Annotated in this window: 19 protein-coding genes, 2 tRNA genes and 1 rRNA gene; 18 read left to right on the forward strand and 4 right to left on the reverse strand. The window is 41.7% G+C overall.

The window, feature by feature from the left end; translation table 11 throughout:
* The first annotated feature begins 23 nt into the window (after nucleotides 1–23).
* The gene (gene hemF, locus BQ7314_RS05825) at nucleotides 24–938 is read left to right on the forward strand and encodes an oxygen-dependent coproporphyrinogen oxidase (RefSeq protein ID WP_174482808.1); all 915 of its coding nucleotides are present in this window, start codon (nucleotides 24–26) and stop codon (nucleotides 936–938) included.
* A gap of 46 nt (nucleotides 939–984) precedes the next feature.
* Here the strand turns inward: hemF and BQ7314_RS05830 are convergent, their stop codons facing one another.
* Nucleotides 985–1,602 (reverse strand): MlaC/ttg2D family ABC transporter substrate-binding protein, encoded by a 618-nt coding sequence (locus BQ7314_RS05830; RefSeq protein WP_174482767.1) that lies wholly within the window; start codon nucleotides 1,600–1,602, stop codon nucleotides 985–987.
* A 102-nt stretch (nucleotides 1,603–1,704) separates the two neighbouring features.
* On the opposite strand from BQ7314_RS05830, the gene hemB reads away from it, so the two are divergent.
* The 5 genes from hemB (at nucleotide 1,705) to mepK (ending at nucleotide 8,790) form a co-directional block, all read left to right on the forward strand.
* Complete coding sequence (gene hemB / locus BQ7314_RS05835; protein ID WP_174482768.1) at nucleotides 1,705–2,712, forward strand: porphobilinogen synthase; 1,008 nt, start codon at nucleotides 1,705–1,707, stop codon at nucleotides 2,710–2,712.
* Nucleotides 2,712–3,545 carry a shikimate dehydrogenase gene (gene aroE, locus BQ7314_RS05840; protein ID WP_174482769.1) on the forward strand — a complete coding sequence of 278 codons (834 nt, stop codon included), beginning with the start codon at nucleotides 2,712–2,714 and terminating at the stop codon, nucleotides 3,543–3,545. Before hemB ends, aroE begins: the two co-directional genes overlap by 1 nt.
* Before the next feature lie 303 nt (nucleotides 3,546–3,848).
* Complete coding sequence (locus tag BQ7314_RS05845; protein ID WP_174482770.1) at nucleotides 3,849–4,289, forward strand: RNA-binding protein; 441 nt, start codon at nucleotides 3,849–3,851, stop codon at nucleotides 4,287–4,289.
* Nucleotides 4,290–4,361: 72 nt separating this feature from the next.
* Complete coding sequence (locus tag BQ7314_RS05850) at nucleotides 4,362–8,084, forward strand: EAL domain-containing protein (protein WP_174482771.1); 3,723 nt, start codon at nucleotides 4,362–4,364, stop codon at nucleotides 8,082–8,084.
* 154 nt (nucleotides 8,085–8,238) lie between these two features.
* Nucleotides 8,239–8,790: a peptidoglycan L,D-endopeptidase MepK gene (mepK, locus tag BQ7314_RS05855; RefSeq protein ID WP_245394923.1), complete on the forward strand. Its 552-nt coding sequence runs from the start codon at nucleotides 8,239–8,241 to the stop codon at nucleotides 8,788–8,790.
* Here the strand turns inward: mepK and BQ7314_RS05860 are convergent.
* The 3 genes from BQ7314_RS05860 to ispB all read right to left on the reverse strand — a co-directional run bounded on the left by BQ7314_RS05860 (nucleotide 8,777) and on the right by ispB (nucleotide 14,239).
* On the reverse strand, nucleotides 8,777–10,522 hold the full coding sequence (locus tag BQ7314_RS05860; protein ID WP_174482772.1) for a L,D-transpeptidase family protein: 1,746 nt from the start codon (nucleotides 10,520–10,522) through the stop codon (nucleotides 8,777–8,779). The two genes, mepK and BQ7314_RS05860, sit on opposite strands and share 14 nt — an antisense overlap.
* Nucleotides 10,491–12,887, reverse strand: a complete 2,397-nt coding sequence (locus BQ7314_RS05865) for a Lon protease family protein (RefSeq protein ID WP_174482773.1) — start codon at nucleotides 12,885–12,887, stop codon at nucleotides 10,491–10,493. Before BQ7314_RS05865 ends, BQ7314_RS05860 begins: the two co-directional genes overlap by 32 nt.
* Before the next feature lie 341 nt (nucleotides 12,888–13,228).
* Entirely contained in the window at nucleotides 13,229–14,239 is a 1,011-nt protein-coding gene (ispB, locus tag BQ7314_RS05870) for an octaprenyl diphosphate synthase (RefSeq protein ID WP_174482774.1), read from the reverse strand.
* 242 nt (nucleotides 14,240–14,481) lie between these two features.
* On the opposite strand from ispB, the gene rplU reads away from it, so the two are divergent.
* The 12 genes from rplU to BQ7314_RS05930 all read left to right on the forward strand — a co-directional run bounded on the left by rplU (nucleotide 14,482) and on the right by BQ7314_RS05930 (nucleotide 24,588).
* Nucleotides 14,482–14,793, forward strand: coding sequence for a 50S ribosomal protein L21 (gene rplU / locus BQ7314_RS05875; protein WP_174482775.1), 312 nt, complete (start codon nucleotides 14,482–14,484; stop codon nucleotides 14,791–14,793).
* A 16-nt stretch (nucleotides 14,794–14,809) separates the two neighbouring features.
* Nucleotides 14,810–15,067, forward strand: a complete 258-nt coding sequence (gene rpmA / locus BQ7314_RS05880; protein ID WP_174482776.1) for a 50S ribosomal protein L27 — start codon at nucleotides 14,810–14,812, stop codon at nucleotides 15,065–15,067.
* Nucleotides 15,068–15,196: 129 nt separating this feature from the next.
* Nucleotides 15,197–16,246, forward strand: coding sequence for an Obg family GTPase CgtA (gene cgtA / locus BQ7314_RS05885; protein ID WP_174482777.1), 1,050 nt, complete (start codon nucleotides 15,197–15,199; stop codon nucleotides 16,244–16,246).
* A complete protein-coding gene (gene proB / locus BQ7314_RS05890) occupies nucleotides 16,233–17,354 on the forward strand; it encodes a glutamate 5-kinase (RefSeq protein WP_174482778.1) in 1,122 nt (373 codons plus the stop codon). Before cgtA ends, proB begins: the two co-directional genes overlap by 14 nt.
* Nucleotides 17,355–17,477: 123 nt before the next feature.
* Entirely contained in the window at nucleotides 17,478–18,470 is a 993-nt protein-coding gene (locus tag BQ7314_RS05895; protein WP_174482810.1) for a tRNA (5-methylaminomethyl-2-thiouridylate)-methyltransferase, read from the forward strand.
* Nucleotides 18,467–18,694, forward strand: a complete 228-nt coding sequence (locus BQ7314_RS05900) for a sulfurtransferase TusA family protein (RefSeq protein ID WP_174482779.1) — start codon at nucleotides 18,467–18,469, stop codon at nucleotides 18,692–18,694. The genes BQ7314_RS05895 and BQ7314_RS05900 overlap by 4 nt, the downstream gene beginning before the upstream one ends.
* Nucleotides 18,694–19,839 (forward strand): cation diffusion facilitator family transporter, encoded by a 1,146-nt coding sequence (locus BQ7314_RS05905; RefSeq protein ID WP_174482780.1) that lies wholly within the window; start codon nucleotides 18,694–18,696, stop codon nucleotides 19,837–19,839. The genes BQ7314_RS05900 and BQ7314_RS05905 overlap by 1 nt, the downstream gene beginning before the upstream one ends.
* A gap of 37 nt (nucleotides 19,840–19,876) precedes the next feature.
* Nucleotides 19,877–21,091: a bifunctional glutamate N-acetyltransferase/amino-acid acetyltransferase ArgJ gene (gene argJ, locus BQ7314_RS05910; protein ID WP_174482781.1), complete on the forward strand. Its 1,215-nt coding sequence runs from the start codon at nucleotides 19,877–19,879 to the stop codon at nucleotides 21,089–21,091.
* On the forward strand, nucleotides 21,072–22,046 hold the full coding sequence (locus tag BQ7314_RS05915; RefSeq protein ID WP_174482782.1) for a Nudix family hydrolase: 975 nt from the start codon (nucleotides 21,072–21,074) through the stop codon (nucleotides 22,044–22,046). Before argJ ends, BQ7314_RS05915 begins: the two co-directional genes overlap by 20 nt.
* A 556-nt stretch (nucleotides 22,047–22,602) precedes the next feature.
* A 16S ribosomal RNA gene (locus BQ7314_RS05920) occupies nucleotides 22,603–24,141 on the forward strand.
* Nucleotides 24,142–24,219: 78 nt separating this feature from the next.
* Nucleotides 24,220–24,296, forward strand: a tRNA-Ile gene (locus tag BQ7314_RS05925).
* A 216-nt stretch (nucleotides 24,297–24,512) separates the two neighbouring features.
* Nucleotides 24,513–24,588, forward strand: a tRNA-Ala gene (locus BQ7314_RS05930).
* The last annotated feature ends 39 nt before the right edge of the window (nucleotides 24,589–24,627 follow it).

The following is a 24,627-nucleotide window of genomic DNA, read 5'->3' on the forward strand; positions in this document are numbered from 1 at the left end:
AAGGAGACGAGACGGTGGCAGAAATAAGTAATATTGAAATAGAGCGGGTCAAAGCCTTTTTACTGGGCTTACAGGATAGTATTTGCACAGGATTGCAAGATGAAGATGGTGGTGCAGTTTTTGTTGAAGACTCATGGGATAGGGTCGAAGGCGGCGGTGGCCGTTCTCGTATATTAACGAATGGTCATGTTTTTGAGCAGGCTGGGGTTAATTTTTCCCATGTTTTTGGGCATAAATTGCCGCCCTCGGCAACAGCTAAACGGCCTGAATTAGAAGGTCGAGACTTTCAAGCGATGGGCGTTTCTTTAGTGATTCATGCTAATAACCCTTATGTGCCTACATCACATGCTAATGTACGATTTTTTATTGCTGAAAAAGAGGGTGAAGAGCCAATCTGGTGGTTTGGTGGTGGTTTTGATTTAACGCCTTTTTATCCTTTCAAAGAGGACGTTATTAGTTGGCATCAAGTATCAAAAGCAGCTTGTGAGCCTTTTGGTGATGATGTCTATGCAAAGTACAAAAAATGGTGTGATGAGTATTTTTATTTAAAACATAGAGATGAAACGCGTGGTGTTGGCGGCTTATTTTTTGATGATTTAAATGAATGGGGCTTTGAAAAAAGCTTTGCTTTTATGCAAAGTGTCGGTGAACATTATTTACCAGCCTATTTACCGGTTGTCAGTAAACGTAAAGCGATGGAATTTGGTGAGCGGGAACGTGATTTTCAACTGTACCGCCGTGGTCGTTATGTGGAATTTAATTTAGTTTTTGATCGTGGTACTTTGTTTGGCTTGCAAACTGGCGGGCGTACGGAATCAATTTTAATGTCTATGCCGCCTGTTGTCCACTGGAAGTATAACTGGCATCCAGAGGCAGGAAGTCCGGAGGCAGTTTTGTATGATCATTATTTGCAAGCACATGACTGGTTGATGGAGTAACGGATAGCAATGACGGTGAGTGGCAATCGCCACTCACCCATTAAGGCTACAGGCTATTTTTTTCTTCTAACTTGGCAATAACCGCATCTAATGAGCCGTTATTTTTCATCATTTGGTTAAAGGTGTCTCGGTTACTGATGATGAGACTAATACCTTCTACTTTAAGGTCATAGATTAACCACTTACCTTTACGTAGAATCATGGAGTAATCAATTTTTGCATCAGCTTTTCCCGGTTGATGCACGATTGTTTTCACTGTGACAGATTTAGCATTGGCTGAGATGTTTAATGGTAAATACTCAATACTCCAATTTTGAAATTGCTCACTAAAGGTTGCAGAATAGGTGTTAATTAGCAGATCCTTGAATGCAGCAATAAATTTTATTTTTTGTGCTTTAGTTGCTTTACGCCAATGTTTTCCTAAAACCAATGCTGACATACGAACGGTATCGACATGAGGAAAAATTTTTTCATCCACAAAATGACGGATTTCAGTTTTATTTTTGGCAAAATCAGGATCTTTTAACTTTTCTTGTAGTGCGTGTGAAGTATTTTCAATAACGAGTTGAGGTGCTAGTAAATGACTTGTTGCAGCACTGGTGCCATTGCTTATAAATAAGCAAAAAGTAAGTAGTAAAGTGTGAGTTAATAGTCGAATTTTCATGGTTAGGCTGTTTTAGTAAAGGAATCAATTTTCTGTACAATACAGATTTGCAGTACTTATAAAATAGATTAAGTAAATATTAGCTTATTATAAATAAACGTTATGAATAATAGTATTAATTTCCCTAAAACACGTATGCGTCGTATGCGAGCGCATGATTTTTCCAGACGCTTGATGGCAGAAAGCCAGTTAAGTAGTGCTGATTTAATCTATCCTTTATTTGTTATTGAAGGTGAAAATAAGCGTGAGTCAGTTGCTTCTATGCCTGGGGTAGAACGCTTATCTATTGATTTATTAGTGCAAGAAGCACAAGCGAGTTATGACTTAGGTATTCCTATGGTTGCGCTATTTCCTGTGACACCTGAAAGTGCTAAGTCTGATGATGCTGCTGAAGCTTATAATTCAGATGGATTAGCGCAGCGAGCAGTACGAGCAATAAAAGCGGCATGCCCTGAATTAGGCGTGATGACAGATGTAGCGCTGGATCCATTTACCTTGCATGGCCAAGATGGCTTAATTAATAACCAAGGCTATGTGCTGAATGATGAAACAGTAGAAGTCTTAGTGAAGCAAGCACTATCACATGCACAAGCAGGTGCTGATGTTGTTGCGCCATCGGATATGATGGATGGTCGGATTGGTGATATTCGTGCAGCATTGGAATATGCTGGCTATGTGAATACTTTAATTTTAGCGTACTCTGCTAAATATGCATCTAGCTTTTATGGGCCTTTTAGAGATGCAGTTGGTTCTGCGAGCAATTTAGGTGGAGGCAATAAATATAGCTACCAAATGGACCCCGCTAATTCAGGTGAAGCCTTGCGCGAAGTAAAGCTAGATTTACAGGAAGGTGCGGATATGGTCATGGTTAAGCCGGGGATGCCTTACTTAGATATTATTCGCCGTGTCAAAAGTGAGTTTTCTGTGCCTGTTTTTGCTTATCAAGTCAGTGGTGAGTATGCGATGCTCAAAGCGGCAAGTCAGAATGGTTGGTTAGATGAGCGGCAAGTAGTGTTAGAGTCTCTGTTGTCATTTAAGCGTGCCGGTAGTGATGCTATTTTAACTTATTATGCTAAATCAGTTGCGCTATGGCTAAAGGAGCAGGGGTAATGACTGATAAAGATCATTATGCGGTCTTTGGTTCACCGATAGAGCATAGTAAATCGCCACGTATTCATCAGTTTTTTGCTGAGCAAACGCAACAATCTTTAGAATATCGTGCGGTATTAGTACCCGCTGAACAGTTTGAGGTAGCCGTAAAAGAGTTTTTTGCAAAAGGTGGGCGCGGACTTAATTGTACTGTACCGCTTAAAGAGTTGGCTTGGATGTATGCGAATAAGAAAACTGAGCGAGCTGAATTAAGCAAGGCAGTGAACACGCTCGCTTTGCAAGACGATGGTAGTATCTTAGGTGATAATACCGATGGTATAGGTTTAGTGACTGATCTAAAAAAGAATAATGCAGTTCAATTAAAAGATAAAAGAATTCTTATTTTAGGTGCTGGTGGTGCTAGTCGCGGCATTGTTGGGCCTATTCAAGATGAACTTCCTGAGTCGATTACTATTGCTAATCGTACGGTAGAAAAAGCACGGAATTTAGTGGCTGAATTTGCACATAAAGGACCTATTGTCGCCAGTGCTTATGAAGATTTAGCTGGGCTGTCATTTGATTTGATTATTAATGCGACCTCAGCGAGCTTAACAGACGACTTACCGCCATTAGCTGCCAATATATTAAAGGATCAAGGTTGTTGCTATGATTTAGCGTATGCCAATAAGCCAACCATCTTTGTGCGGTGGGCGCGTGAGCAAGGTGCGCTTAAAAGTTTAGATGGCTTGGGTATGCTAGTCGAACAAGCAGCAGAGGCTTTTTACCTTTGGCGTGGTGTACGCCCTGCCAGTGCGGAGCTAATTCAGTTATTGGAAGCTGAAAGAATAAGTTAAGGAGGGGGTAGAGTGTAATCTGGGTATTAGACGAGTACAGCAGTCTTGAAGTAAGCTATAAAACATTGAGAATAGTCATGCTTTAAAAGAAAGCACTAGCCTTTTATGTTTTAAATTTAAAGGGTTGCTGTACTAGCATATTTATATTTTTCTCCAGTAGTTTTTCTTGGTGTTCAGTAAATTTGCAATAAATAACTCTTTCACCTTGCCGCTCTTTTTACCCGTCTCCTGCGCAATATAGATAGCTTCTTATTGCGTGTTTCCTAAATAGAAAAATAGGCTTAATATGTTGTAGCAATCAAGATGAACCAAATGGAGGATAGTATGATTATTTTCTTAAGAAATATTCCAGAGAATACAAAGCATAGCAATATCATTGCCTTTGTTGAGCCGGCTATTAAAAAAAGATGGTTTCAGAAAAGAGGCGAAATTGTTGGTGTCAAAGTGATGCAATTAAAAGATCCACGTGCCGAAACTTCAGAATTTCACGGTGTAGTAGGAGTAGAGCCGGATAAAGTGGGGGCAAAAGCTATACTGGCACTGAATAGAAAGGTATTTTTAGGTAAGCATATCGCTGTGCATGAATATCATCGTCGAGACTGGCATAATGATCCACGCCTAGAGCATGTGAGTAATGCTCAAGAGCGCAGGAAGGGTGACCGAAGGCGTAAAGGCTTAGAAGAGGTTATTGATATTTCTAGGCAATTTACGAGTCATAAGACTTTTTCACGGCGGCACGGATAAGGCAAGTTTGAGCTTAAAGAAAAATCGACTATATTTAATTAATAGGAAATACTTATATTGTTAGGGGAGCAAGTGCATTTTATCAAAAGTTTTTATTTAAATAGCCTGGTCGCTTTAGCTTATTTTTTGGGCGGGGTTATTGGCTCTTTGTTAGCGCTTGAACCTAGTAACTCTTCGCCAGTCTGGCCTGCAGCAGGAATTGCTTTAGCTGTCGTGCTTATTTATGGGCGGCGTATATTACCCGGTTTATTTGTTGGTGTATTTGGCACGCAAATATACATTAGTTTTGGTCCGGATAGTGTTACTGCTGCCTCTTTTATTCTCACTCTCATTAAGTCTATTGCTTCATGCTTACAAGCAATGGTAGGAGCAATGCTGATTCGGCATTTTGTTGGTAAGCAAGATGTTTTGCTAGATTTGTCCGAGGTGTTACGCTTCTTTTTGTATGGTGCATTATTGAGTAGTTTGGTTGCGCCGACAATTTGCATTAGTGTTTTTTATCTGCAAAATATTTTAAGTGCGGGTGATTTCTTTTTTGCTTGGTTAACCTGGTGGGTTGGCGATGCTGTTGGTGTGTTTATTTTTACGCCTATAGTCCTTGCTTTTTTTGCTCAACCCGAGGCTATTTGGCGGCCGCGTCGATTTACAGTTGCACTTCCCCTAAGCCTATTGTTGTTGTGCTTAGTCTTTGTATTTTTTTATAGCCAGCAGCAAGAGAAAGAACGGATTAATCGCTTATTTGAGCATCGAGTGGAGCGTGTCCAACATATCTTGGAAGGTGAGGTTAATACCTATAAAAATATAGCTGAAAATGTGGTGGGGATTTTTAATGCAAGTTATGTCGTTACCGCTGCTGAATTTAGAGTGATGGCTCGATCCATTTTAAAGCAACATCCCGGCCTGATCGCGATAGAGTGGATCCCGCGCACTATAGAATATTCTGAATTGGGAGAAAGAAAAGTACGTTTTCCAATACAATATGTAGAGCCTTACGAGCCGAATAAGCGAGTAATTGGTTTTGATATTACACAGAATACTGTGGCTTTGAAGACTCTTAACAAAGCCATAAATACGGGGAAAGCACTGTCTACAGGTTTAATTCATTTATTTCAAGATAGTGAACATTATCGAGTGGCATCGGTGGTTTATGCACCTGTTTATCAGAAAAATATGCCAACCGAGAATGTCACGGTGAAAGCGGATTATATTTTGGGTATTGTTGCTGTTGTGTTTACTATTGAAGACTTGCGTACAAATACTTTATCTGCCTTGGTCGATAATCAGTTACGCATTAAAATCACTAGTAATGATGAGTTGTTTTATAGTAATTTTTCTGATCAGAGATTGGCGCCTATTTCTTTTGTTTCACTGCAAACAAGTAAAACGATGCATTCTGCGGGAAATACTTGGCAAGTAACTTATCGTCCCTCTGAACAGTTTTTCTCAAATCAAATCACTTGGCATGTTTGGTGGGTTATGTTAGGAGGATTTGTTTTTACTTGTTTTGCTACTGTGGGTTTGTTGGTTTTAACAGGAAGAACGGCGCATATAACTGAGCAGGTTAAACTTAAAACTCGAGATTTAACGCATGTTAATCAGCAGCTAAAGGAAGAAAGTATATTACGTCAGCAGTTGGAGTTAGAGCAGTTGACACGTAATCGTGTTTTAGAGAGGTTAGCCAAAGGTGAGGCATGTGCTGACATTTTAGCTGAAGTTATTCTCGGTGCGGAAAAACTATACCCTGAAAGCTTGTGTTCGATTTTATTGCTTGATGAATCAGGTAAGCATTTAATTCAAGGCGCTGCTAATCATTTACCTGATTTTTATAATGAGGCGGTTAATGGCTTGGCAATAGGCCAAGGAGTTGGCTCTTGCGGTACGGCAGCTTATATAGGGCAGCAGGTCATCGTTGAAGATATTATGACACATCCTTATTGGGCATCTTTTACTGGTCTTGCTAAGCGAGCCGGCCTGTATGCTTGCTGGTCGGAACCTATCATTTCATCTAAAGGCCAGGTACTTGGCGCATTTGCTATTTATTATCGAGAAGCTAAGAAACCAGACCAGAGTGATTTAGATTTTATTAAGCGTATGGCGAGCCTAACGGCTATTACGATAGAGCACAAACAAGCTGAAGATGAATTGCGTATTGCCGCCACCACCTTTCAATCGCATGATGCTGTCGTGATTACTGATGTGCAAGGTACAGTCATGCGAGTAAACCAAGCTTATACCAATATTACCGGTTATTCAGCTGCGGAAGTGATAGGTAAAAATTCAAGCTTATTAAGCTCTGGGCGACATGATAAAGACTTTTTTCGAGACATGTTTGCTAGTTTAACTGAAAAAGGCCTATGGGAAGGTGAAATTTGGAATCGACGTAAAAGTGGCGATATTTACCCTGAAAGAATGATTATTACGGCTGTTTATAATGGTGAGGAAATCTCTCATTATGTGGGGATTTTTTCGGATATTAGCGAGAAAAAAGCAAGTGAAGAAGAAATTGAGAGGCTTGCATTTTATGATCCATTAACGGGTTTACCTAATCGCAGATTATTGCTTGACCGACTAGAACAGGCAGTTATAAGCACAAAGCGCCATAATAATTTTGGTGCGGTTATCTATATGGACTTAGATTACTTTAAATCCTTAAACGATACTTTGGGGCACCAGATAGGAGATGAGCTGTTAATCCAAGTAGCGCAACGTCTTGAAGGTGCTATAAGAACAGAGGATACAGCTTGTCGTTTAGGTGGCGATGAGTTCGTTGTGCTAATAATCTCGAGATCTGATACCAGCTTGAATGAAATGATAGAGCATGCAGCTTTGATTGCTGAAAAAATACGCAATAAGATTAATCAGCCTTTTGAACTCTCAGGAGGTATGCGGTCATTTTCAACCAGTATTGGAGTTTCGGTCTTTCCTGATAAGGCAATTCTGCCGGAGGAGATATTAGAGCAAGCGGATACGGCCATGTATCGGTCTAAGCATATGGGGCGTAATAAAGTTAGCTTTTTTAGCGCACAAATGCAAGAGGAGCATAATAGAAAGTCTAGTTTAGAGCGTATGCTACACAGTGCTTTAAGTGAACAGCAGTTTGTTGTTTATTACCAAGGGCAAACTAATTCAGATGGAAAAATGTTAAGTGCTGAAGCTTTGTTGCGCTGGATTCATCCTGAGCAAGGCATGGTGTCACCTGCTGAGTTTATTCCGGTGGCTGAAGGCAGCGATCTTATTGTGGAGATAGGAAGTTGGGTTTTACATGAGGTGTGTCGACAAATTAAAGTGTGGCAGAATACGGGGTTTTATCTTGATCACGTAGCGGTTAATATTAGTCCGCGTCAGTTCAGACAGGATAATTTTGTCCAACAAGTAGCAGCGGCTATTGCTGACTCAGGTATTGATGCAAAGTATTTGATGGTTGAGTTAACGGAGGGGATCGTGATTGAAGACATTCAGGTCACGATTGATAAAATGCTGCAGTTACAAGCGATGGGCATTGCTATTTCTATTGATGATTTTGGCACAGGTTACTCCTCCTTGGCATATTTAAAAGAGTTACCGTTAAGCCAGCTTAAAATAGATCAAAGTTTTGTGCGTGATATTAATGTAGATGCCTCTGATGAGGTCATTGTTGAAGCTATTATTGCGCTCGCACACAAATTAGGTTTAGAGGTTATTGCTGAAGGGGTGGAAACCAAAGAGCAGATGCAATTTTTGTATGAGAAAGGCTGCGAGAGGTATCAGGGCTATTATTTTTATCGTCCTATGCCAGCTGAGGAGTTAGTGCAGTAATCTATAGTCTTATATGAATAAACTGAAGTATGGGGTTGAGGACTGAAATGCTATACTATACTGTTATAAGTTGCTGTGAAATGAGTTATTAAATGTAGTAGTCATCTAGGTTGTCAGTAGTTGAAAGTCATCAAATTTAAGCGGTATAAATCAAATGTCAAAAAATATAACACGCCGTAGCTTTTTACGCTGTGCAATGAGAGCAACTGCAGTCGCTTGTTTACCACAAGCAATTTATGCAGGCGTAAAAATGCCTGCCGTATCGGTTAAAGACTTAAGTCTATATAACTTACATACTGAAGAAAAAATAGCGCTTAGTTATTTTGAAAATGGTGCCTATGTCACTGAAGCTTTACGTGATATTAGTTATTTATTACGTGATTTTAGAACGGGTGATATTTTGGCGATGGATCCACATTTGATTGATTTTCTCTATGATTTAAAAGGCGTGCTAGGTACTGAGCGGCCTTTTCAGATTATTTCTGGTTATCGCTCCCCAAAAACAAATGCTTATTTGCGTAAGAGGGGGGGCGGGGTAGCCAAGAAAAGTTTTCATATGCAAGGTAAGGCCGTTGATATTCGTGTTGAGGGTATTGACTCTAAGGTAATCCGGTCGGCAGCACTGAGTTTAGGCCGCGGAGGGGTAGGGCATTACCCCCGCTCTAATTTTGTGCATATTGATACTGGTAGGGTTAGAAGTTGGTAGCAATGTGCTTGTGTAGCGCAAGGTTTTGACTACGTTCAGTTATTGCTAATTTTAAAGCGCTATCGTGAGCATAGATATCAGGGTAAAAAGAAACCCCTGATTGCGTGACTAATGCTGTGCTATAAAAAATAAGGACAGGAATCTTTTGTTTTAAATTTACAATGCTAGGTGTGTCAGAATACATAGCTTCAGCTATTTTTTGCTTAGTCCAGCCAGGGTTATTACTTAAAGCAAACAAGGCTAATGCGCTAGGGTTTTCAACTCGGATACAGCCATGACTAAGATCTCTTTTGCTCTGGCGAAATAGCGAGGTTGCAGGCGTGTCGTGTAGATAAATATTATAGTTATTAGGAAACATAAACTTAATATGACCTAGGGCATTTTTATGTCCGGGGCGTTGGCGTAAGTGCAATTGTTTACTATGCAGTTGTTTTATATTTTCTGGGGTATTGGGTAAAGGTGTCGCTTGGTGCGAGAAATTTGCGACGATTTCTAGGTCGTTACGCTCTAAGTAGTTTGGGTTGTGCTCAAGTAAGGGAAGAATTTCTTCTGTTAGGATGCTGTAAGGAATATTCCAGTAGGGCCTAAAGACCAGGTAGCTCATATTGCCAGAGAAAATGGGCGTTTGTAAGCTTAGTGTTTTATCTTTATTGATAGCATAAGATTTCCCGACGATGACTTTCATGCTTAAGTTGTCATTTGGTGTTTTGTCGGTGTTAAATGCCCATAATTGAAAAGCAGGAATATTGACTAGAACAAAAGGGCCAGGTGGTTGCTCAGGTAACCAACGCAGGCGCTCCATGGCTAGTTCTATTTGTTCAATGCGCTTGCTTAGCGGGGTATTTAATAATTCAAGGGTTTGCTTGCCAATGACCCCATCACTATTTAAGTTATAATTTGCTTGTAAGCCGCGTACCTGAGTCACAATTGAGCCGGTATAAGTATTGTTTATTTTGCTTTGTTTGTTGTTGGATTCAATTTTTGATGCTGAGTTAAGGCTGCTAAGTGCGTTTAAATAATTTTGTAGTTTTCCCATTTGAGTAGACCAATCTCCAGGGTACAAAGTGCGCTCAAAGTGGAAGTGTACCGGTTCTTTGAGTTGTGCGTTTAGGTGGCGATATTTTTTTAGGGCTATTTTAAGTTGTTGATAGGGGTGTGATTTAGGCTCTATGTTTTGCGCAAGTTTGAATACTGATTCTGTCTTTATTGCGGTATAGGTTCTAGTGGCAAAGTCGATAGCGCTTTTAGGTTTTAAGTAAAAATTTTGTTGTGGAGGTGGGATGCGGCCAACGTGTAGGTCATTTAGATAGCGCAAAAAAGTGAGACTAAGGGCAGTGTCAAATGCTAAGAACTGTTGTAAAGGTGGGTTACTGTGTTGCAATATGCGCCACTGTTTTTTTAGTTTAAGGTGAGCATAATCTGCGCTGATAAGTCCTTGCGTGGGGGCATCTGCATAGAGATCTAGCAGTTGGTTAATTGTTTTGACGGGATGTTTAACACTAAACCAGAGTAATTGATTCTCATTTAATTGGTAGAGTGATCGTAGCGCCTTCAGTTCTTTTAGGTTGTAAGTATTAACGAAATAAGGATGGCTATTTGCTTGTAGCAGGGCTTGTGTGGTTGTTATGCTATGTTTGCTGTCGGCATTCGCTAGATGCAGAGGGCTTAATAATAATACCCATAGGAATAGTTTGTTTGCATTAAGTCTCACTTTCTTCATCGTGATCTTCATCTTTATCATGCCCTAAATCTGAAATTTCTTTTAATCTAGAAATGACTTTAAAGTTTAAGCTGCCTTCTGGGTATTCGTTATGACTGTCTTTGTGGCCGACGGTTTCGCCAGTTAGCAGCTCTAAGGCTTCATTAACGCTAGATACGGTGTAAATAGCAAACATATTTTGGGCAACAGCATCAATAATTTCTTGTTTGAGCATTAAGTTGTGACTATTGGCTTTAGGGATAATGCAGCCTTGTTCGCCAGTTAACCCTCGAGCTTTGCATAGATTGAAGAAGCCTTCGATTTTTTCATTGACCCCACCGATAGCTTGGACTTCGCCATATTGGTTGATTGACCCAGTAACAGCAAAGCTTTGTTTGATCGGTGTTAGTGTTAGCGCGGAGATAAGGCAGCACAATTCAGCAAGAGAGGCGCTATCACCATCAATATGACCGTAGGATTGTTCCATAGCAATACTTGCTGAGATCGCTAGTGGGAATTCTTGAGCGTAGCAGCTACCTAAATAGCCAGTCAAGATCATAACCCCTTTTGAATGTATGGCAAGCCCTAATTCGGCTTCGCGCTCAATGTCGACGATGCCGCGTGAGCCAGGATAAACAGTGACGGTAATGCGTGAGGGTGCGCCAAAGCTAGTGCCTCCTACTTCAAGCACTGTTAAGCCATTGATTTTTCCTGTTGCGGTATTGGAGGTATTGATAAGTATGGTGCCATTGAGCATTTCTTCTAAAATGTTTTGCGCGAGTCTGCCATGCCGATATTCACGCGCATTTAGTGCCTGCTCTATATGGGTTTTCTCGATTTTTTTTGCAGTACATAGAAAATTTGCTTCACCTATAATATCTAAGGCATCATTAATATGGGCGGATAAACGATCTTGGTGTTCAGCAAGGCGACAACTATGTTCCATTAAGCTAGTGATAGCAGAGTCTGTTAATGGTTTTGCTCCAGAGTCGTATGCTTGTTGTCTCATTAATTGAGCAAAACTTTGCATATTAGATGGCGTGCGAGGGATGTCGTAGTCGAAGTCTGCAAGGATACGAAACATTTCATTAAACTCGTCATCTAAATCTTGTAATAGATAGTAAATCTCACGGGAGCCAACCAAAATTATTTTAATATTTAGCGGAATGACTTCGGGCTTTAAAGTGACCGTATTAATGCCTAGCTCTGAATAAGGGGATTCAATTTCAATGCAGCCTGCTTTTAAAGCGCGTTTGAGTCCTTCCCAAACCAGCGGGTAGTTGAGTAGTTTATCGGCATCAAGAATTAAATAGCCGCCATTTGCCTTGTGTAGGGAGCCTGCGCGGATAAGTTGGTAATTGGTTGTTAGTACGCCTTGGTCGCTATTATATTCAATGCGCCCAAAAAGATTTTGAAAGGTTGGGTTGGGTTCATAAATAACAGGCGCACCGGTTTTTTCTTTATAATTAATCAGTACGTTCGGTAGATATTGGTTTTTTAATAATTGTCTTTTGGTGTTGTCGCTAATATCTTCTAAAGTTCGTGAGGAGACAAAAAGGTCTTTAATTGTCTTGCTTAGGTCTTTTTTGATTTCACTGAGGTAAGTGATGACACTATCAATATTCTGGTAGCGCTCTGTTAATCCTTTAAATAAAGGCAATATAGCCATGCGGATGGTGGCGTTATCTAATTGACGGTTTTTATCGACTAAAGCACGCCGCCACTGTGGGAGTTCAATTAAAGCCTCGGCTAAGGCATCCTCTAAAAGTTCGGTTTCTTTGTGGAAAGTTTCGCGTTCGTCTTGGGGGAGTTGGTTGAATTGCTCTTCATCCAGAACTTTTTGTTCGCGTATAGGAGCAAAGCTGATTGAATCAGTGTCGCGGAATAGGGCGATATTTTTTTCTTTGGCGGCTTTTTCTATGGCATCAATTGCGCTGTTGTATCGTTGGGTGAAGTTGCGCTCAATGGCTGTTCTTTTTTGTTGGAAACTGGGGCTTTCAAATGCAGCGGGGAAGGTAGCAATTAAATTATCAATTAAGGTGGAGATGTCCTGGCAAAATATTTGCGCTTGTCCTGCGGGAAGCTCAATAGCAACCGGCTCTCTATTGTTTTCAAAATTCTCTACATAGGCGTAAGACGGTGGTGTATCGTGTTTGTGCGATAGCGGGGTGAGATGGTCGGTGATCATCGATAAGCGCCCAGTACCAGGCTCGCCCATAACATAAATGTTGTAGCCTGGGTTTTGCATAGCGACACCAAAATTTAACGCTGATTGCGCGCGTTCTTGGCCTAAAATATTGTTAGCCCGAGAGCCTTTGGGGTTGGCCGGTGCCTTGTAATCGAATGAATTAACTTGAAATTTGAGTGCTGCTGCTGGAAGTTTTAACAAGTCGCTCATATCCTAAAGGGCAATAAAGTGAGGGGGGAGTATTATTAAGGTTCTGGCTTTGATATTTTGTTGCTAGAAAAAAAGTGCTTATTGGTCTTAGCGGTTAGCTAGTACAGTAAACCTTTAACCGAGCTTTTGAAAGTAGTAATTAAATCTAATATTCTGCATAACAAATTGAAACGCAAGGGTTAAAAGTTATGCTAAGTAGTGCCATAATATCTATTTATAATTATATTTCAATTGCTTGCAAATTTAAATTCGCAAGCTGGAGAAAATTTGAAATAAAAAAATGGTTCTCATAGTTTAATGGCTTAATTAATTTTAGGGGCTGTATAAGCATTTTTTGCGACTTAATAATTGCGTTGTACGGAAAAACGCGCGAGTAATTCTAATGCGTTTTTGTATTTAGAGTCAGGTAGTATGCTTAATGCATCTATAGCTTTTTGGGCTTCTTCTTCTGCGCGTAGCTCCGTGTAGCTGATTGCGTTAGTTGCTTTCACTATTTCATAGACGGCATTAAATGATTCGCGACTGCCTGTTTTGATTGCTTCTATCACTATATTAGCTTGTTCTTCCGTGCCTTTTTCTATCGCATAAATTAATGGTAAAGTCGGCTTGCCTTCGGCGAGGTCGTCACCCAGATTTTTTCCTAGTTCATCTTTGCTTGATGTGTAGTCGAGAGCATCGTCGATTAACTGAAAGGCCATGCCAAGGTGTTGTCCGTAATCGGCGAGACTTTTTTCAATTTCTGGTGAGGCGTCGGAAATAACTGCGCCTAGTCGAGTTGCAGCACTAAATAAAATGGCGGTTTTACGCGAAATGACTTCAAGGTATTTGGCTTCGGTGGTTGCAGGGTTATTGCAGTTTAATAATTGTAGAACTTCGCCTTCAGCAATGGCGGTTGTGGTTTTTGATAAAATCTCCATAACACGCATATTATTGGTGCGCACCATCATTTCAAAAGCGCTGGAGTAGAGGTAATCTCCTACTAAAACGCTTGCTGCATTGCCCCATACTGCGTTCGCTGATTCTTTGCCGCGGCGTAGATCTGATTCATCGACAACATCGTCGTGTAGTAATGTTGCTGTGTGGATGAATTCAATAACCGCAGCGAGTAATAAATGCTTGTTCTCGCTATAGTTGAGCGCTTTTGCTGTCAGGATAAGTAGCATTGGGCGTAGGCGCTTGCCACCGCTATTGATGATGTAGTGCCCCAGTTGATTGATTAGTACTACGTCAGAGCTGAGTTCGTCTAAAATTAACTGATCAATTGCTTGAGCTTCGCTTTCTGTTAGGCTTTGAATCGATGCAAAATCAATAGGTTCGGGGGCTTTATTGTCAGTGTTTTTCGAAGCTGTCATTGACTCGTTCTTTAGTTATAATTAATAATGGAATGGTAAAAATTTGCTGTAAGCAGGTTATTCAGCAAGCTATATTAACAGAACATAGAATTTAAAAATACAGCTCTGGTGATATTTGTTTAATTGTGTTAATTTATGACAAGTTATTCATTACGTTTATTTGTAGGTTGACGGCAATGAATTTTATAAATATAATATTCTGTTCACTTTTAATAGAATTTTGCTTGATGGAGCTGACGCACATGTATGCGGTAATTCAAACTGGCGGTAAACAATACCGTGTAGAAGAAGGTACTACCTTAAAAATAGAAAAACTTGAGCTTGGTATGGGCGACAGTGTTGAATTCGATAACGTACTTATGGTGCAATCAGACAATGCTGTTAAAATAGGGCAACCTTATGTTGATGGCAGTAAAGTCACGGCAACGGTTGTTTCTCAAGGTCGACATAAGAAAGTTAAGATTATTAAATTTAGAAGACGTAAGCACCACATGAAACAAATGGGCCATCGTCAATATTACACAGAAATCCAGATTACTGGCATTTCTGCTTAACACACGAGGATTTATAATGGCTCATAAAAAAGCGGGTGGTAGTACTAGGAACGGTCGTGATTCTAATGCGAACCGATTAGGTGTTAAACGTTTTGGTGGCGAAACTGTTACTTCAGGTAGCATTATTGTTCGTCAACGTGGAACACGGTTTCACCCAGGAACAAACGTAGGTTGCGGTAAAGATCATACTTTATTTGCAACAACAGATGGACAGGTTGTTTTTGAGGTTAAAGGTCCTAAAAAACGTAAATTTGTTAGTATCTTAGCAGTATAATTATTTTACGGTGATGTCCATCTGATTAAGGTCGGGCTTTGGCGTAAAATAAATAAAACCTCGCCCATAAAGGCGGGGTTTTTTTTTGCCTATTTTTCGCAAAAGTTATTTACATGAGGTTTTTGGGTTATGAAATTTGTTGATGAAGCGGAGATTCGTGTCGAAGCAGGTGATGGTGGGAATGGTTGTGTCGGTTTTCGTCGAGAAAAATATATTCCTAAAGGCGGTCCTGATGGGGGGGATGCCGGAGATGGCGGTAGCGTATATTTGGTAGCAACGGAAAATGTTAATACCTTAGTGGATTTTCGATTTCACTCTGTGCACAGGGCAGAGCGTGGTCAAAATGGTATGGGGCAACAGCGTACCGGTAAAAAAGGGGATGATATTTATGTTCCCGTGCCACCAGGAACCGAAGTACATGATAAAAAAACGCAGGAAAAACTAGGTGAATTAACTAAAGTTGGTGAAACATTGCTGGTTGCTCAGGGTGGTTTTCATGGTTTAGGAAATACGCGTTATAAAAGTAGTATTAATCGTGCGCCACAAAAAGCATCGTCGGGTACCAAGGGTGAGCATCGTATATTACAGCTAGAGTTAACGTTAATTGCTGATGTTGGTTTGTTGGGTATGCCAAATGCAGGTAAATCAAGCTTAATACGCGCAGTATCATCAGCAAAGCCTCGTGTTGCGGACTATCCTTTTACTACTTTAGTGCCTAATTTAGGTGTAGTGAGTGTGGATGAGCGTCGCAGTTTTGTTATCGCTGATATTCCAGGAGTTATTGAAGGTGCGGCAGAAGGGGCGGGCTTAGGCCTGCAGTTTTTAAAGCACTTGGCACGGACTAAGTTGTTGATGCACTTAGTGGATGTTGCGCCTTATGATGAAATGGATTCACCGGTTGAGGCGGCTAGAAAAATTATTAATGAAGTTGAAAAATGGAGTGAGGACTTGGCGGGTAAGCCGCGCTGGCTTATTTTAAATAAAATCGATAAATTGGATAGTGCTGAGCAAGAAGTTCGTTGTCAGGCCATCATTGATGAGTTGCAGTGGCAGGCGCCGGTATATCAAATTTCAGCATTGAAATCTGAAGGAACGCGTGCATTAATGTTTGATATTATGGCATTTTTAGAAGAGCAAACAGCGCTGGCAAAGTTGGAAGCAGAAGATGAGCCGGAGTGAGTTCGCAACAGCAAAACGTGTTGTTATTAAAATTGGTAGTGCTTTATTGACGGATGGTGGGAAAGGTTTGAACCAGGCTGCTATTGCTGTTTGGGTAGAGCAAATGGCATTGCTTAAGCAGCAAGGGATTGAAGTCGTATTAGTTTCTTCCGGTTCTGTTGCAGAAGGAATGGCGCGGTTAGGTTTAAAAACTCGGCCTAAAGTGTTGCATGAATTGCAGGCTGCCGCATCGGTGGGGCAAATGGGGTTAGTTCGGGCGTTTGAAAGTAATTTTCAATTACATGATCAGCATACTGCGCAGGTTTTATTAACGCATGATGATTTGTCTGATCGTAGACGTTATTTGAATGCGCGTAGTACTTTATTGACTTTGTTAAGTTATGATGTTGTGCCGGTGGTTAATGAAAATGATGCCGTGGCAACAGAAGAAATTCGCTTTGGTGATAATGATACCTTGGGGGCGTTAGTTGCGAACCTGGTGGAAGCAGATTTATTAATTATTTTGACTGACCAGTTGGGTTTGTTTGACTCTGATCCAAGTGTCAACCCAAATGCGCAGTTTATTAGTGAGGTCAGTGCCGATGATTCTCGCTTAGCGACAATGGCGGGTGGCAGTCGTAGTGGCCTAGGTCGTGGCGGTATGGCAACTAAGGTAAGTGCGGCTAAATTAGCTTCGCGCTCGGGTGCCTCAACTGTGATTGCTTCAGGCTCTTTAGATGATGTGATCACTAAAGTAATCGCAGGTCAGCAGGTGGGTTCATATTTATATGCGAATATTGAACCTATTGTGGCACGGAAACGCTGGCTTGCAGGCCAATTGCAAGTGAAAGGGAGTGTGGTATTAGATGTGGGAGCAGTGAATGCACTTAAAACATCAGGTAAAAGTTTGTTGGCGGTGGGCATTAAGTCGGTAGCAGGCAGTTTTAGTCGTGGCGAGTTGGTTTCTTGTATGGACGAGAAGGGAAGGGAGATCGCGCGTGGTTTGGTGAATTATAAAGCAGAAGAAGTAGAGTTGATTAAAGGTCGCTCTAGTAGTCAGTTTGAAAATATTCTGGGTTATGCTGATGATGATGAGCTTATTCATCGGGATAATTTGGTTTTAATTTAAAGGTGCTTTGGTCATCAAGTACCGAAAGTCAGCTCTTGCTCGTTTAGGTGCGAATTAATTTTTAGGTAAGGTAAAGTGAAGCAAATAAAAGCGGTTTCGTTAATTTCTGGCGGTCTGGATTCTATGTTGGCAACTAAAGCCATAATGGAGCAAGGCATACATGTGGAAGGCATTAATTTTTTTACTGGTTTTTGTGTGGAAGGCCATACCCATGCCATTAGACAAAAAGATAAAGATAAGCCAAAGCGTAATAATTCTTTGTGGGTGGCTGAAACCTTAGGTATTAAGTTACATATTATTGACATCATTGAAGAGTATAAAGATGTTTTAATTAACCCTAAGCATGGCTATGGTGCAAATATGAACCCATGCCTAGACTGTAAGGTTTTTATGGTAAAAAAAGCTAAGCAGTGGATGGAAGAAAATGATTTTGATTTTATTATTACTGGTGAAGTGATGGGGCAGCGGCCCATGTCGCAGCGCCGTGAAACTATGCCTATTATTTCTGCAGAATCAGGTGCAGATGACCGCTTAGTGCGACCTTTATGTGGTCAGAATTTGCCGGCAACTCTGCCAGAGCGTGAGGGTTGGATTCAACGTGAGCAATTATTTGGTTTTAGTGGTCGAGGGCGTAAGCCACAAATGGCATTAGCAGAGCAGTATGGTTTAAGCGATTACTCACAACCGGCAGGTGGTTGTTGCTTTTTAACGGATGAAAGTTATTCTGCTAAGTTAGTGGATTTATGGAAGGCGCGCGGCACTAAAGATTATGAGTTGGATGATGTTATGTTGTTAAAGGTTGGGCGGCATATACGCCCGAACCAGAATTTTAAAGTGATCGTTGCACGTGAGGATGGGGAAGGACGCTTTTTGCAAGGCTATAAAAATAATTATATTAATATGAACTGCGCTAGTCATAGAGGCCCTTTAGCGCTAATTGATGGCGACCCAAGTGCGGAAGATTTATATTTGGCCGCACAAATTGTGGCTCGCTATGGTCAGGGAAGGGATGCTGAGCAAGTGGATGTTTTGGTAAGAGATTTAGCGGGCAATGAATCAACTTTAGAAGTTAAGCCATTGGCTAAAGATAAGTTACCTAAAGAGTGGTTTGTATGAGTCGGTATGAATTAGATGCGCGTCGCTTGTTGTGTCCTATGCCGGTGATTCGTACCCAAGATAGAGTGAAGCAATTACAGATAGGCGATGTACTAAGCGTGACCTGTACGGATCCTGGGGTGATGCAGGATATTCCTGCTTGGTGTCGAATTAATGGACATAAAGTGCTAGAAACTCAAGCTGATGATTATCAATATATTATTATGTTAGAGGTAGGTGAGTAATGGCTGAAACTTATGATGCGCAACAAATTGCTAAGTCAAAAAATAGAGCCACGATAGTTGGTGCGCTTGTTAATGTTTTTTTGACCATCATAAAAATTGGCTTTGGTATAGTCGGTCAGTCGGCCGCATTAATTGCTGACGGCGTGCATTCTTTATCTGATTTAGCCAGTGACATGCTGGTTTTAATTGCGGTTAAGTTAGGTGCACGCGAGGCGGATCATGATCATCCCTATGGGCATCGTCGTTTTGAAACGATAGCAACGGTTGTTTTAGGTTTGGGTTTGATTGCTATTGCGGCTGGAATTGTTTGGGATATATTTGAGCGAATGCAAAATCCAGAGCGAATGTTAATCCCTCAGGCTAGTGCTTTGGGTATTGCTGCAATTTCAATTTTAGCGAATGAGTGGCTGTATCAATATACTAAACGTGTTGCGATGGTAACCCGCTCAAAATTACTCATGGCGAATGCTTGGCATCACCGTAGTGATGCTATTTCATCAATTGTTGTACTAATCGGCGTGGCCGGCTCTTTGTTGGGCTATGTGTGGGCGGATGCGGTGGCGGCTGTTTTGGTGGCTATTATGGTTGCCAAGATTGGTACTAACCTAGTTTCAGATAGTATTAAAGAATTAGTGGATACAGGCTTGCCAGAAGGTTTGGTTGAGGATATTCGCTCTGAAATTATTGCTATTAATGGTGTCAAGGATATACATTTGCTACGCACTCGATTAATGGGTGAAGATGCTTTGGTTGATGCGCATATTGTTGTTGATTCACGAATTACAGTCTCGGAAGGGCATATGATTGCCGATGTAGTAAGAGATGTTTTGATTGAGGAGTTTGATGATGTGCAAGATGTTTTGGTGCATGTGGACCCTGAAAGTGAGGAAAATGAGCAGGTTTTTGCAAATAAATTGCTACGCCAAGATATCGATAATTATTTAAAAGAGTATTTAGCGGAAAACTACCCGTTGATTGATAGTTTTAGGATTCATTATTTAAAGGGTAAAGTTGAGCTTGAGGTAGTTTTGCCGCATACGATGTTCAGCTTATCGCAGCAAGTGGAAACTATTAAGAAGCGGTGTCAGATTTTGGCGCAAGATGTAGATAAAATTAGCAGTGTTGTTGTGTTTTTTAAGGCGTAGCAGATCATATTAAAGCAAATTGATAGGTGAGAAAAGTATGGCGGTTGGTAAGGTGAATTTTCCGCAAATGTATGCGGTGCCAGGAATTAAGTTGGGTACGACTTGTGCGGGTATTAAGCAAGCAGTGCACGATGATTTGCTGTTAATAAAAATGGCAGAAGGTGCGACTTGCGCTGCTGTTTTTACTCAAAATGCTTTTTGTGCTGCACCTGTTGTTGTTGCGCGCGCGCATTTACAAAAAAAAACTCGATGGCTGCTGGTTAATTCTGGCAATGCTAATGCCGGAACGGGGCAGCAAGGAATGTTTGATGCTCAAGCTAGTTGTGCTGCTGTTGCCAAGTTGAATGGTGTGACTGCGGAACAAGTATTGCCTTTTTCAACAGGCGTTATTGGTCAGCTGTTACCTATTGTAAAAATTGTTGAGGCGCTTCCAGGCGCGCAAGAAAATTTAACTGAAGATAATTGGAGTAAAGCAGCACAGGCTATTATGACAACGGATACGTTTGCTAAAGGGTATTCCAAAGTGGTTGAAATAAATGGCCAGAAAATCACCATAACGGGGATATCAAAAGGGGCTGGAATGATTCAGCCTAATATGGCCACGATGCTCGGTTTTATTGCTACAGATGCGAAGGTTTCACGGGGGGCATTACAAGAATGTCTGGCTAGTGCTGTTGAGCAATCCTTTAATAGAATAACAGTTGATGGGGATACTTCAACTAATGATGCCTGCGTGTTGATAGCGAGCGGTCAATCCACACTGCCTGAAATTATTACAGGTAGTGATGCAATGGTCGCTTTTCAAGCAGCTATTGACGAGGCTTGCATGCATTTGGCGGAATTAATTATCAGAGATGGTGAGGGTGCAACTAAGCTGATCAAAATTAATGTGCAACAAGCAGGAAATGAGGCGGAAGCAGTGCAAGTTGCTAAAACTATTGCTCATTCGCCGCTAGTTAAGACAGCCTTTTTTGCCAGCGACCCAAATTGGGGGCGTATTTTGGCCGCTGTTGGGCGTGCGGGGGTAGAGTGTCTAGATGTGGAGCGCATAAAAATTTATCTTGGTGATGTGTGTATCGTCGAAAATGGTGGCTGTGCTGCAGCATATACGGAAGAGGCGGGGCAGGAGGTTATGAATCAGGAAGAGATTACAGTTACTGTGGTGTTAGGGCGCGGTAAGTCGGAGCAGAGAGTACTGACATGTGATTTTTCCTATGATTATGTACGTATTAATGCAGAATATAGAACCTAAGGGTGGTGCGATTCGGGTTAATGTCGCTGTTGGCATAATTCAAGATGCTCAGAGTCGAATTCTTATTGCGCGGCGCAAGGCAGATGCTCATTTGGCTGGTTTGTGGGAGTTTCCTGGAGGGAAACTTGAGGTCGGCGAGAGTGCGGTCGAGGCTTTGAGTCGAGAGTTATTTGAAGAATTAAATATAAAGCCAATAAGCACATCCCCATTAATAGAGTTAAATTTTGATTATCAGGAAGTTAGTGTGCGCCTGCATGTTTATGAAGTAAGTCGTTTTTCTGGTGAGGTTATTGCTCAGGAAAGGCAGGATTTTAAGTGGATTAATGAAGGCGAGCTTGATCAATATAGATTTCCGGAGGCTAATAAAGCTATATTGTCAGCTATTAAACTGGGGCGGCAGTATGCCATTATAGGTAGCGATAATATCAAGCAAGATTTGCATGATATATCAGCGCAAGGCGTTGATTTGGTACAGATAAGGGCAAAGCATTTAAATCGACAGGATGCTAAGAATTTAATGAACACAGTAAAATCTGAGTGCGCTGTGCTGCGATTGAAGTACTTATTAAATTCACAGATTATGGGTGCACAAACAAGTGGTGTAGGACTGCATTTAACGTCATCAGATATGATGATATTAAAGCGTAGGCCTGAGGGCAAAAGGGTTGTTGCGGCATCTTGCCATAATTTACAGGAGTTGCGTCAAGCGGAACGATTGGGTTTAGATTTTGTTGTTTTGTCGCCAGTCAATAAAACAGTTTCACACTCTGAAGCAAATCCTTTGGGGTGGCAGCAATTTTCGCAATGGGTTGCGCAAATTAATCTGCCAGTATTTGCCTTGGGAGGCGTTGATAAACAAGATTATGATCTTGCACTGTCGTGTGGAGCGCAGGGAATAGCAGGGATAAGTCTGTTTAAAGTGAATAAATACAAAATAAATAAAATAAAGCCTTGACCTATCCGGCTAAAACGGTAGAATGGCCAGCTCTTCAACGCTCCGGTGCTGAAGAGCGAGGCGGGTTACTAAGTTGGCCGATTTTATAATGGCTTGTCTTATGGTTTAAGATAATTTAACCGCCTTAGTTTTAGAATTAAAATAAAAGACTTGACCGTTTATTTTTGCTGGTTATAATGGTCGGCTACTTAACGGATTTACGGTTGAGGGTGGGCTCTTCGGGGTTCAGTTAGTGTTTGTTTTAAAGTCGTTTGTTGTTCAGGTTTGGCTTTGATTGATTGTTGCCTGCCTTGAAAACTTCCTAAAAATAAAGATTGACACAATGAGTTGGCTCTGTATAATGGTCGGACTCAACAGGGCGGAATGATTGATTCCCTCCTTGCTCTTTAAAAACTTAATCGAAATAATTTGTTGTGGGTACTTGTAGAGATTATTGTGCATGATATAAATAATCGATATAAGAATCTATCATGTTAATCTTCGGATTAACAAACGTAAATTCTGACAATCGAAACAAAGATTGGTGGCACATCTGATGATGTCACAAAATGATTTAAAACTGAAGAGTTTGATCATGGCTCAGATTGAACGCTGGCGGTATGCTTAACACATGCAAGTCGAACGGTAACAGCAGGGGCTTGCTCCTGGCTGACGAGTGGCGGACGGGTGCGTAACGCGTAGGAATCTGCCTATTAGTGGGGGACAACATGGTGAAAACCATGCTAATACCGCATACGCCCTACGGGGGAAAGCGGGGGATCTTCGGACCTCGCGCTAATAGATGAGCCTGCGTTAGATTAGCTAGTTGGTGGGGTAAAGGCTCACCAAGGCGACGATCTATAGCTGGTCTGAGAGGACGATCAGCCACACTGGGACTGAGACACGGCCCAGACTCCTACGGGAGGCAGCAGTGGGGAATATTGGACAATGGGCGGAAGCCTGATCCAGCAATACCGCGTGTGTGAAGAAGGCCTGAGGGTTGTAAAGCACTTTCAATTGGGAGGAAAACAGGCAGGTTAATATCCTGTCTCTTGACATTACCTTTAGAAGAAGCACCGGCTAACTCCGTGCCAGCAGCCGCGGTAATACGGAGGGTGCGAGCGTTAATCGGAATTACTGGGCGTAAAGAGTTCGTAGGTGGTTTGTTAAGTTAGATGTGAAAGCCCCGGGCTCAACCTGGGAACTGCATTTAAAACTGGCAAACTCGAGTTTAGGAGAGGGAAGTGGAATTTCAGGTGTAGCAGTGAAATGCGTAGAGATCTGAAGGAACACCAGTGGCGAAGGCGACTTCCTGGACTAAAACTGACGCTGAGGAACGAAAGCGTGGGTAGCAAACGGGATTAGATACCCCGGTAGTCCACGCCGTAAACGATGTCAACTAGCCGTTGGGTCTATTTATAGGCTTAGTGGCGGAGCTAACGTATTAAGTTGACCGCCTGGGGAGTACGGCCGCAAGGTTAAAACTCAAATGAATTGACGGGGGCCCGCACAAGCGGTGGAGCATGTGGTTTAATTCGATGCAACGCGAAGAACCTTACCTACCCTTGACATCCAGAGAATCTGTTAGAGATAGTAGAGTGCCTTCGGGAACTCTGAGACAGGTGCTGCATGGCTGTCGTCAGCTCGTGTCGTGAGATGTTGGGTTAAGTCCCGTAACGAGCGCAACCCCTATCCTTAGTTGCTACCATTAAGTTGAGAACTCTAGGGAGACTGCCGGTGATAAACCGGAGGAAGGTGGGGACGACGTCAAGTCATCATGGCCCTTATGGGTAGGGCTACACACGTGCTACAATGGTCGGTACAGAGGGCCGCAAACTCGCGAGAGTAAGCTAATCCCAGAAAGCCGATCTTAGTCCGGATTGCAGTCTGCAACTCGACTGCATGAAGTTGGAATCGCTAGTAATCGCGAATCAGAATGTCGCGGTGAATACGTTCCCGGGCCTTGTACACACCGCCCGTCACACCATGGGAGTGGGTTGCAAAAGAAGTGGGTAGTCTAACCTTCGGGAGGGCGCTCACCACTTTGTGATTCATGACTGGGGTGAAGTCGTAACAAGGTAGCCCTAGGGGAACCTGGGGCTGGATCACCTCCTTACAAAGCATGTCAATGCTGTGCAAGTATCCACAACAAATTATTTTGATTAGAAAAACATCGAGTCTGATCCTATTTATGGGGTCTGTAGCTCAGTTGGTTAGAGCGCACCCCTGATAAGGGTGAGGTCGGTGGTTCGAATCCACCCAGACCCACCAAATTTTGCGTTACTCTTCGTTAAAATTCAACTCATGTGCTTATCGCACACTTCATTGAATTTTTCCTTGATTAACACAAAATTCTAGCTAGATATATAAAGAGGGAAAACAAGGAAAGAAAGAATAAAATAGATTTTATTTTTATTTCTGGAATAACGTGTTTCTCAATAGCTAGCTAGACTTAACAGGGGACGTAAAAGCCCGCAAACCAGTTATGGGGCCATAGCTCAGCTGGGAGAGCGCCTGCCTTGCACGCAGGAGGTCAGGAGTTCGATCCTCCTTGGCTCCACCATACTTGATGTAGAAAAGAAAAAAGTAAAAATAAGAAAAG

The organism is methanotrophic endosymbiont of Bathymodiolus puteoserpentis (Logatchev), from assembly GCF_900128525.1.
Classification (GTDB): Bacteria; Pseudomonadota; Gammaproteobacteria; order Methylococcales; family Methylomonadaceae; genus Methyloprofundus.

Coding starts and splice junctions, on each gene's coding strand:
- BQ7314_RS05830 (WP_174482767.1), bottom strand. CDS start 1,602: ATGAAAATTCGACTATTAACTCACACTTTACTACTTACTTTTTGCTTA.
- hemB (WP_174482768.1), top strand. CDS start 1,705: ATGAATAATAGTATTAATTTCCCTAAAACACGTATGCGTCGTATGCGA.
- aroE (WP_174482769.1), top strand. CDS start 2,712: ATGACTGATAAAGATCATTATGCGGTCTTTGGTTCACCGATAGAGCAT.
- BQ7314_RS05845 (WP_174482770.1), top strand. CDS start 3,849: ATGAACCAAATGGAGGATAGTATGATTATTTTCTTAAGAAATATTCCA.
- mepK (WP_245394923.1), top strand. CDS start 8,239: ATGTCAAAAAATATAACACGCCGTAGCTTTTTACGCTGTGCAATGAGA.
- BQ7314_RS05860 (WP_174482772.1), bottom strand. CDS start 10,522: ATGAAGATCACGATGAAGAAAGTGAGACTTAATGCAAACAAACTATTC.
- BQ7314_RS05865 (WP_174482773.1), bottom strand. CDS start 12,887: ATGAGCGACTTGTTAAAACTTCCAGCAGCAGCACTCAAATTTCAAGTT.
- ispB (WP_174482774.1), bottom strand. CDS start 14,239: ATGACAGCTTCGAAAAACACTGACAATAAAGCCCCCGAACCTATTGAT.
- rplU (WP_174482775.1), top strand. CDS start 14,482: ATGTATGCGGTAATTCAAACTGGCGGTAAACAATACCGTGTAGAAGAA.
- rpmA (WP_174482776.1), top strand. CDS start 14,810: ATGGCTCATAAAAAAGCGGGTGGTAGTACTAGGAACGGTCGTGATTCT.
- cgtA (WP_174482777.1), top strand. CDS start 15,197: ATGAAATTTGTTGATGAAGCGGAGATTCGTGTCGAAGCAGGTGATGGT.
- proB (WP_174482778.1), top strand. CDS start 16,233: ATGAGCCGGAGTGAGTTCGCAACAGCAAAACGTGTTGTTATTAAAATT.
- BQ7314_RS05895 (WP_174482810.1), top strand. CDS start 17,478: ATGTTGGCAACTAAAGCCATAATGGAGCAAGGCATACATGTGGAAGGC.
- BQ7314_RS05900 (WP_174482779.1), top strand. CDS start 18,467: ATGAGTCGGTATGAATTAGATGCGCGTCGCTTGTTGTGTCCTATGCCG.
- BQ7314_RS05905 (WP_174482780.1), top strand. CDS start 18,694: ATGGCTGAAACTTATGATGCGCAACAAATTGCTAAGTCAAAAAATAGA.
- argJ (WP_174482781.1), top strand. CDS start 19,877: ATGGCGGTTGGTAAGGTGAATTTTCCGCAAATGTATGCGGTGCCAGGA.
- BQ7314_RS05915 (WP_174482782.1), top strand. CDS start 21,072: ATGCAGAATATAGAACCTAAGGGTGGTGCGATTCGGGTTAATGTCGCT.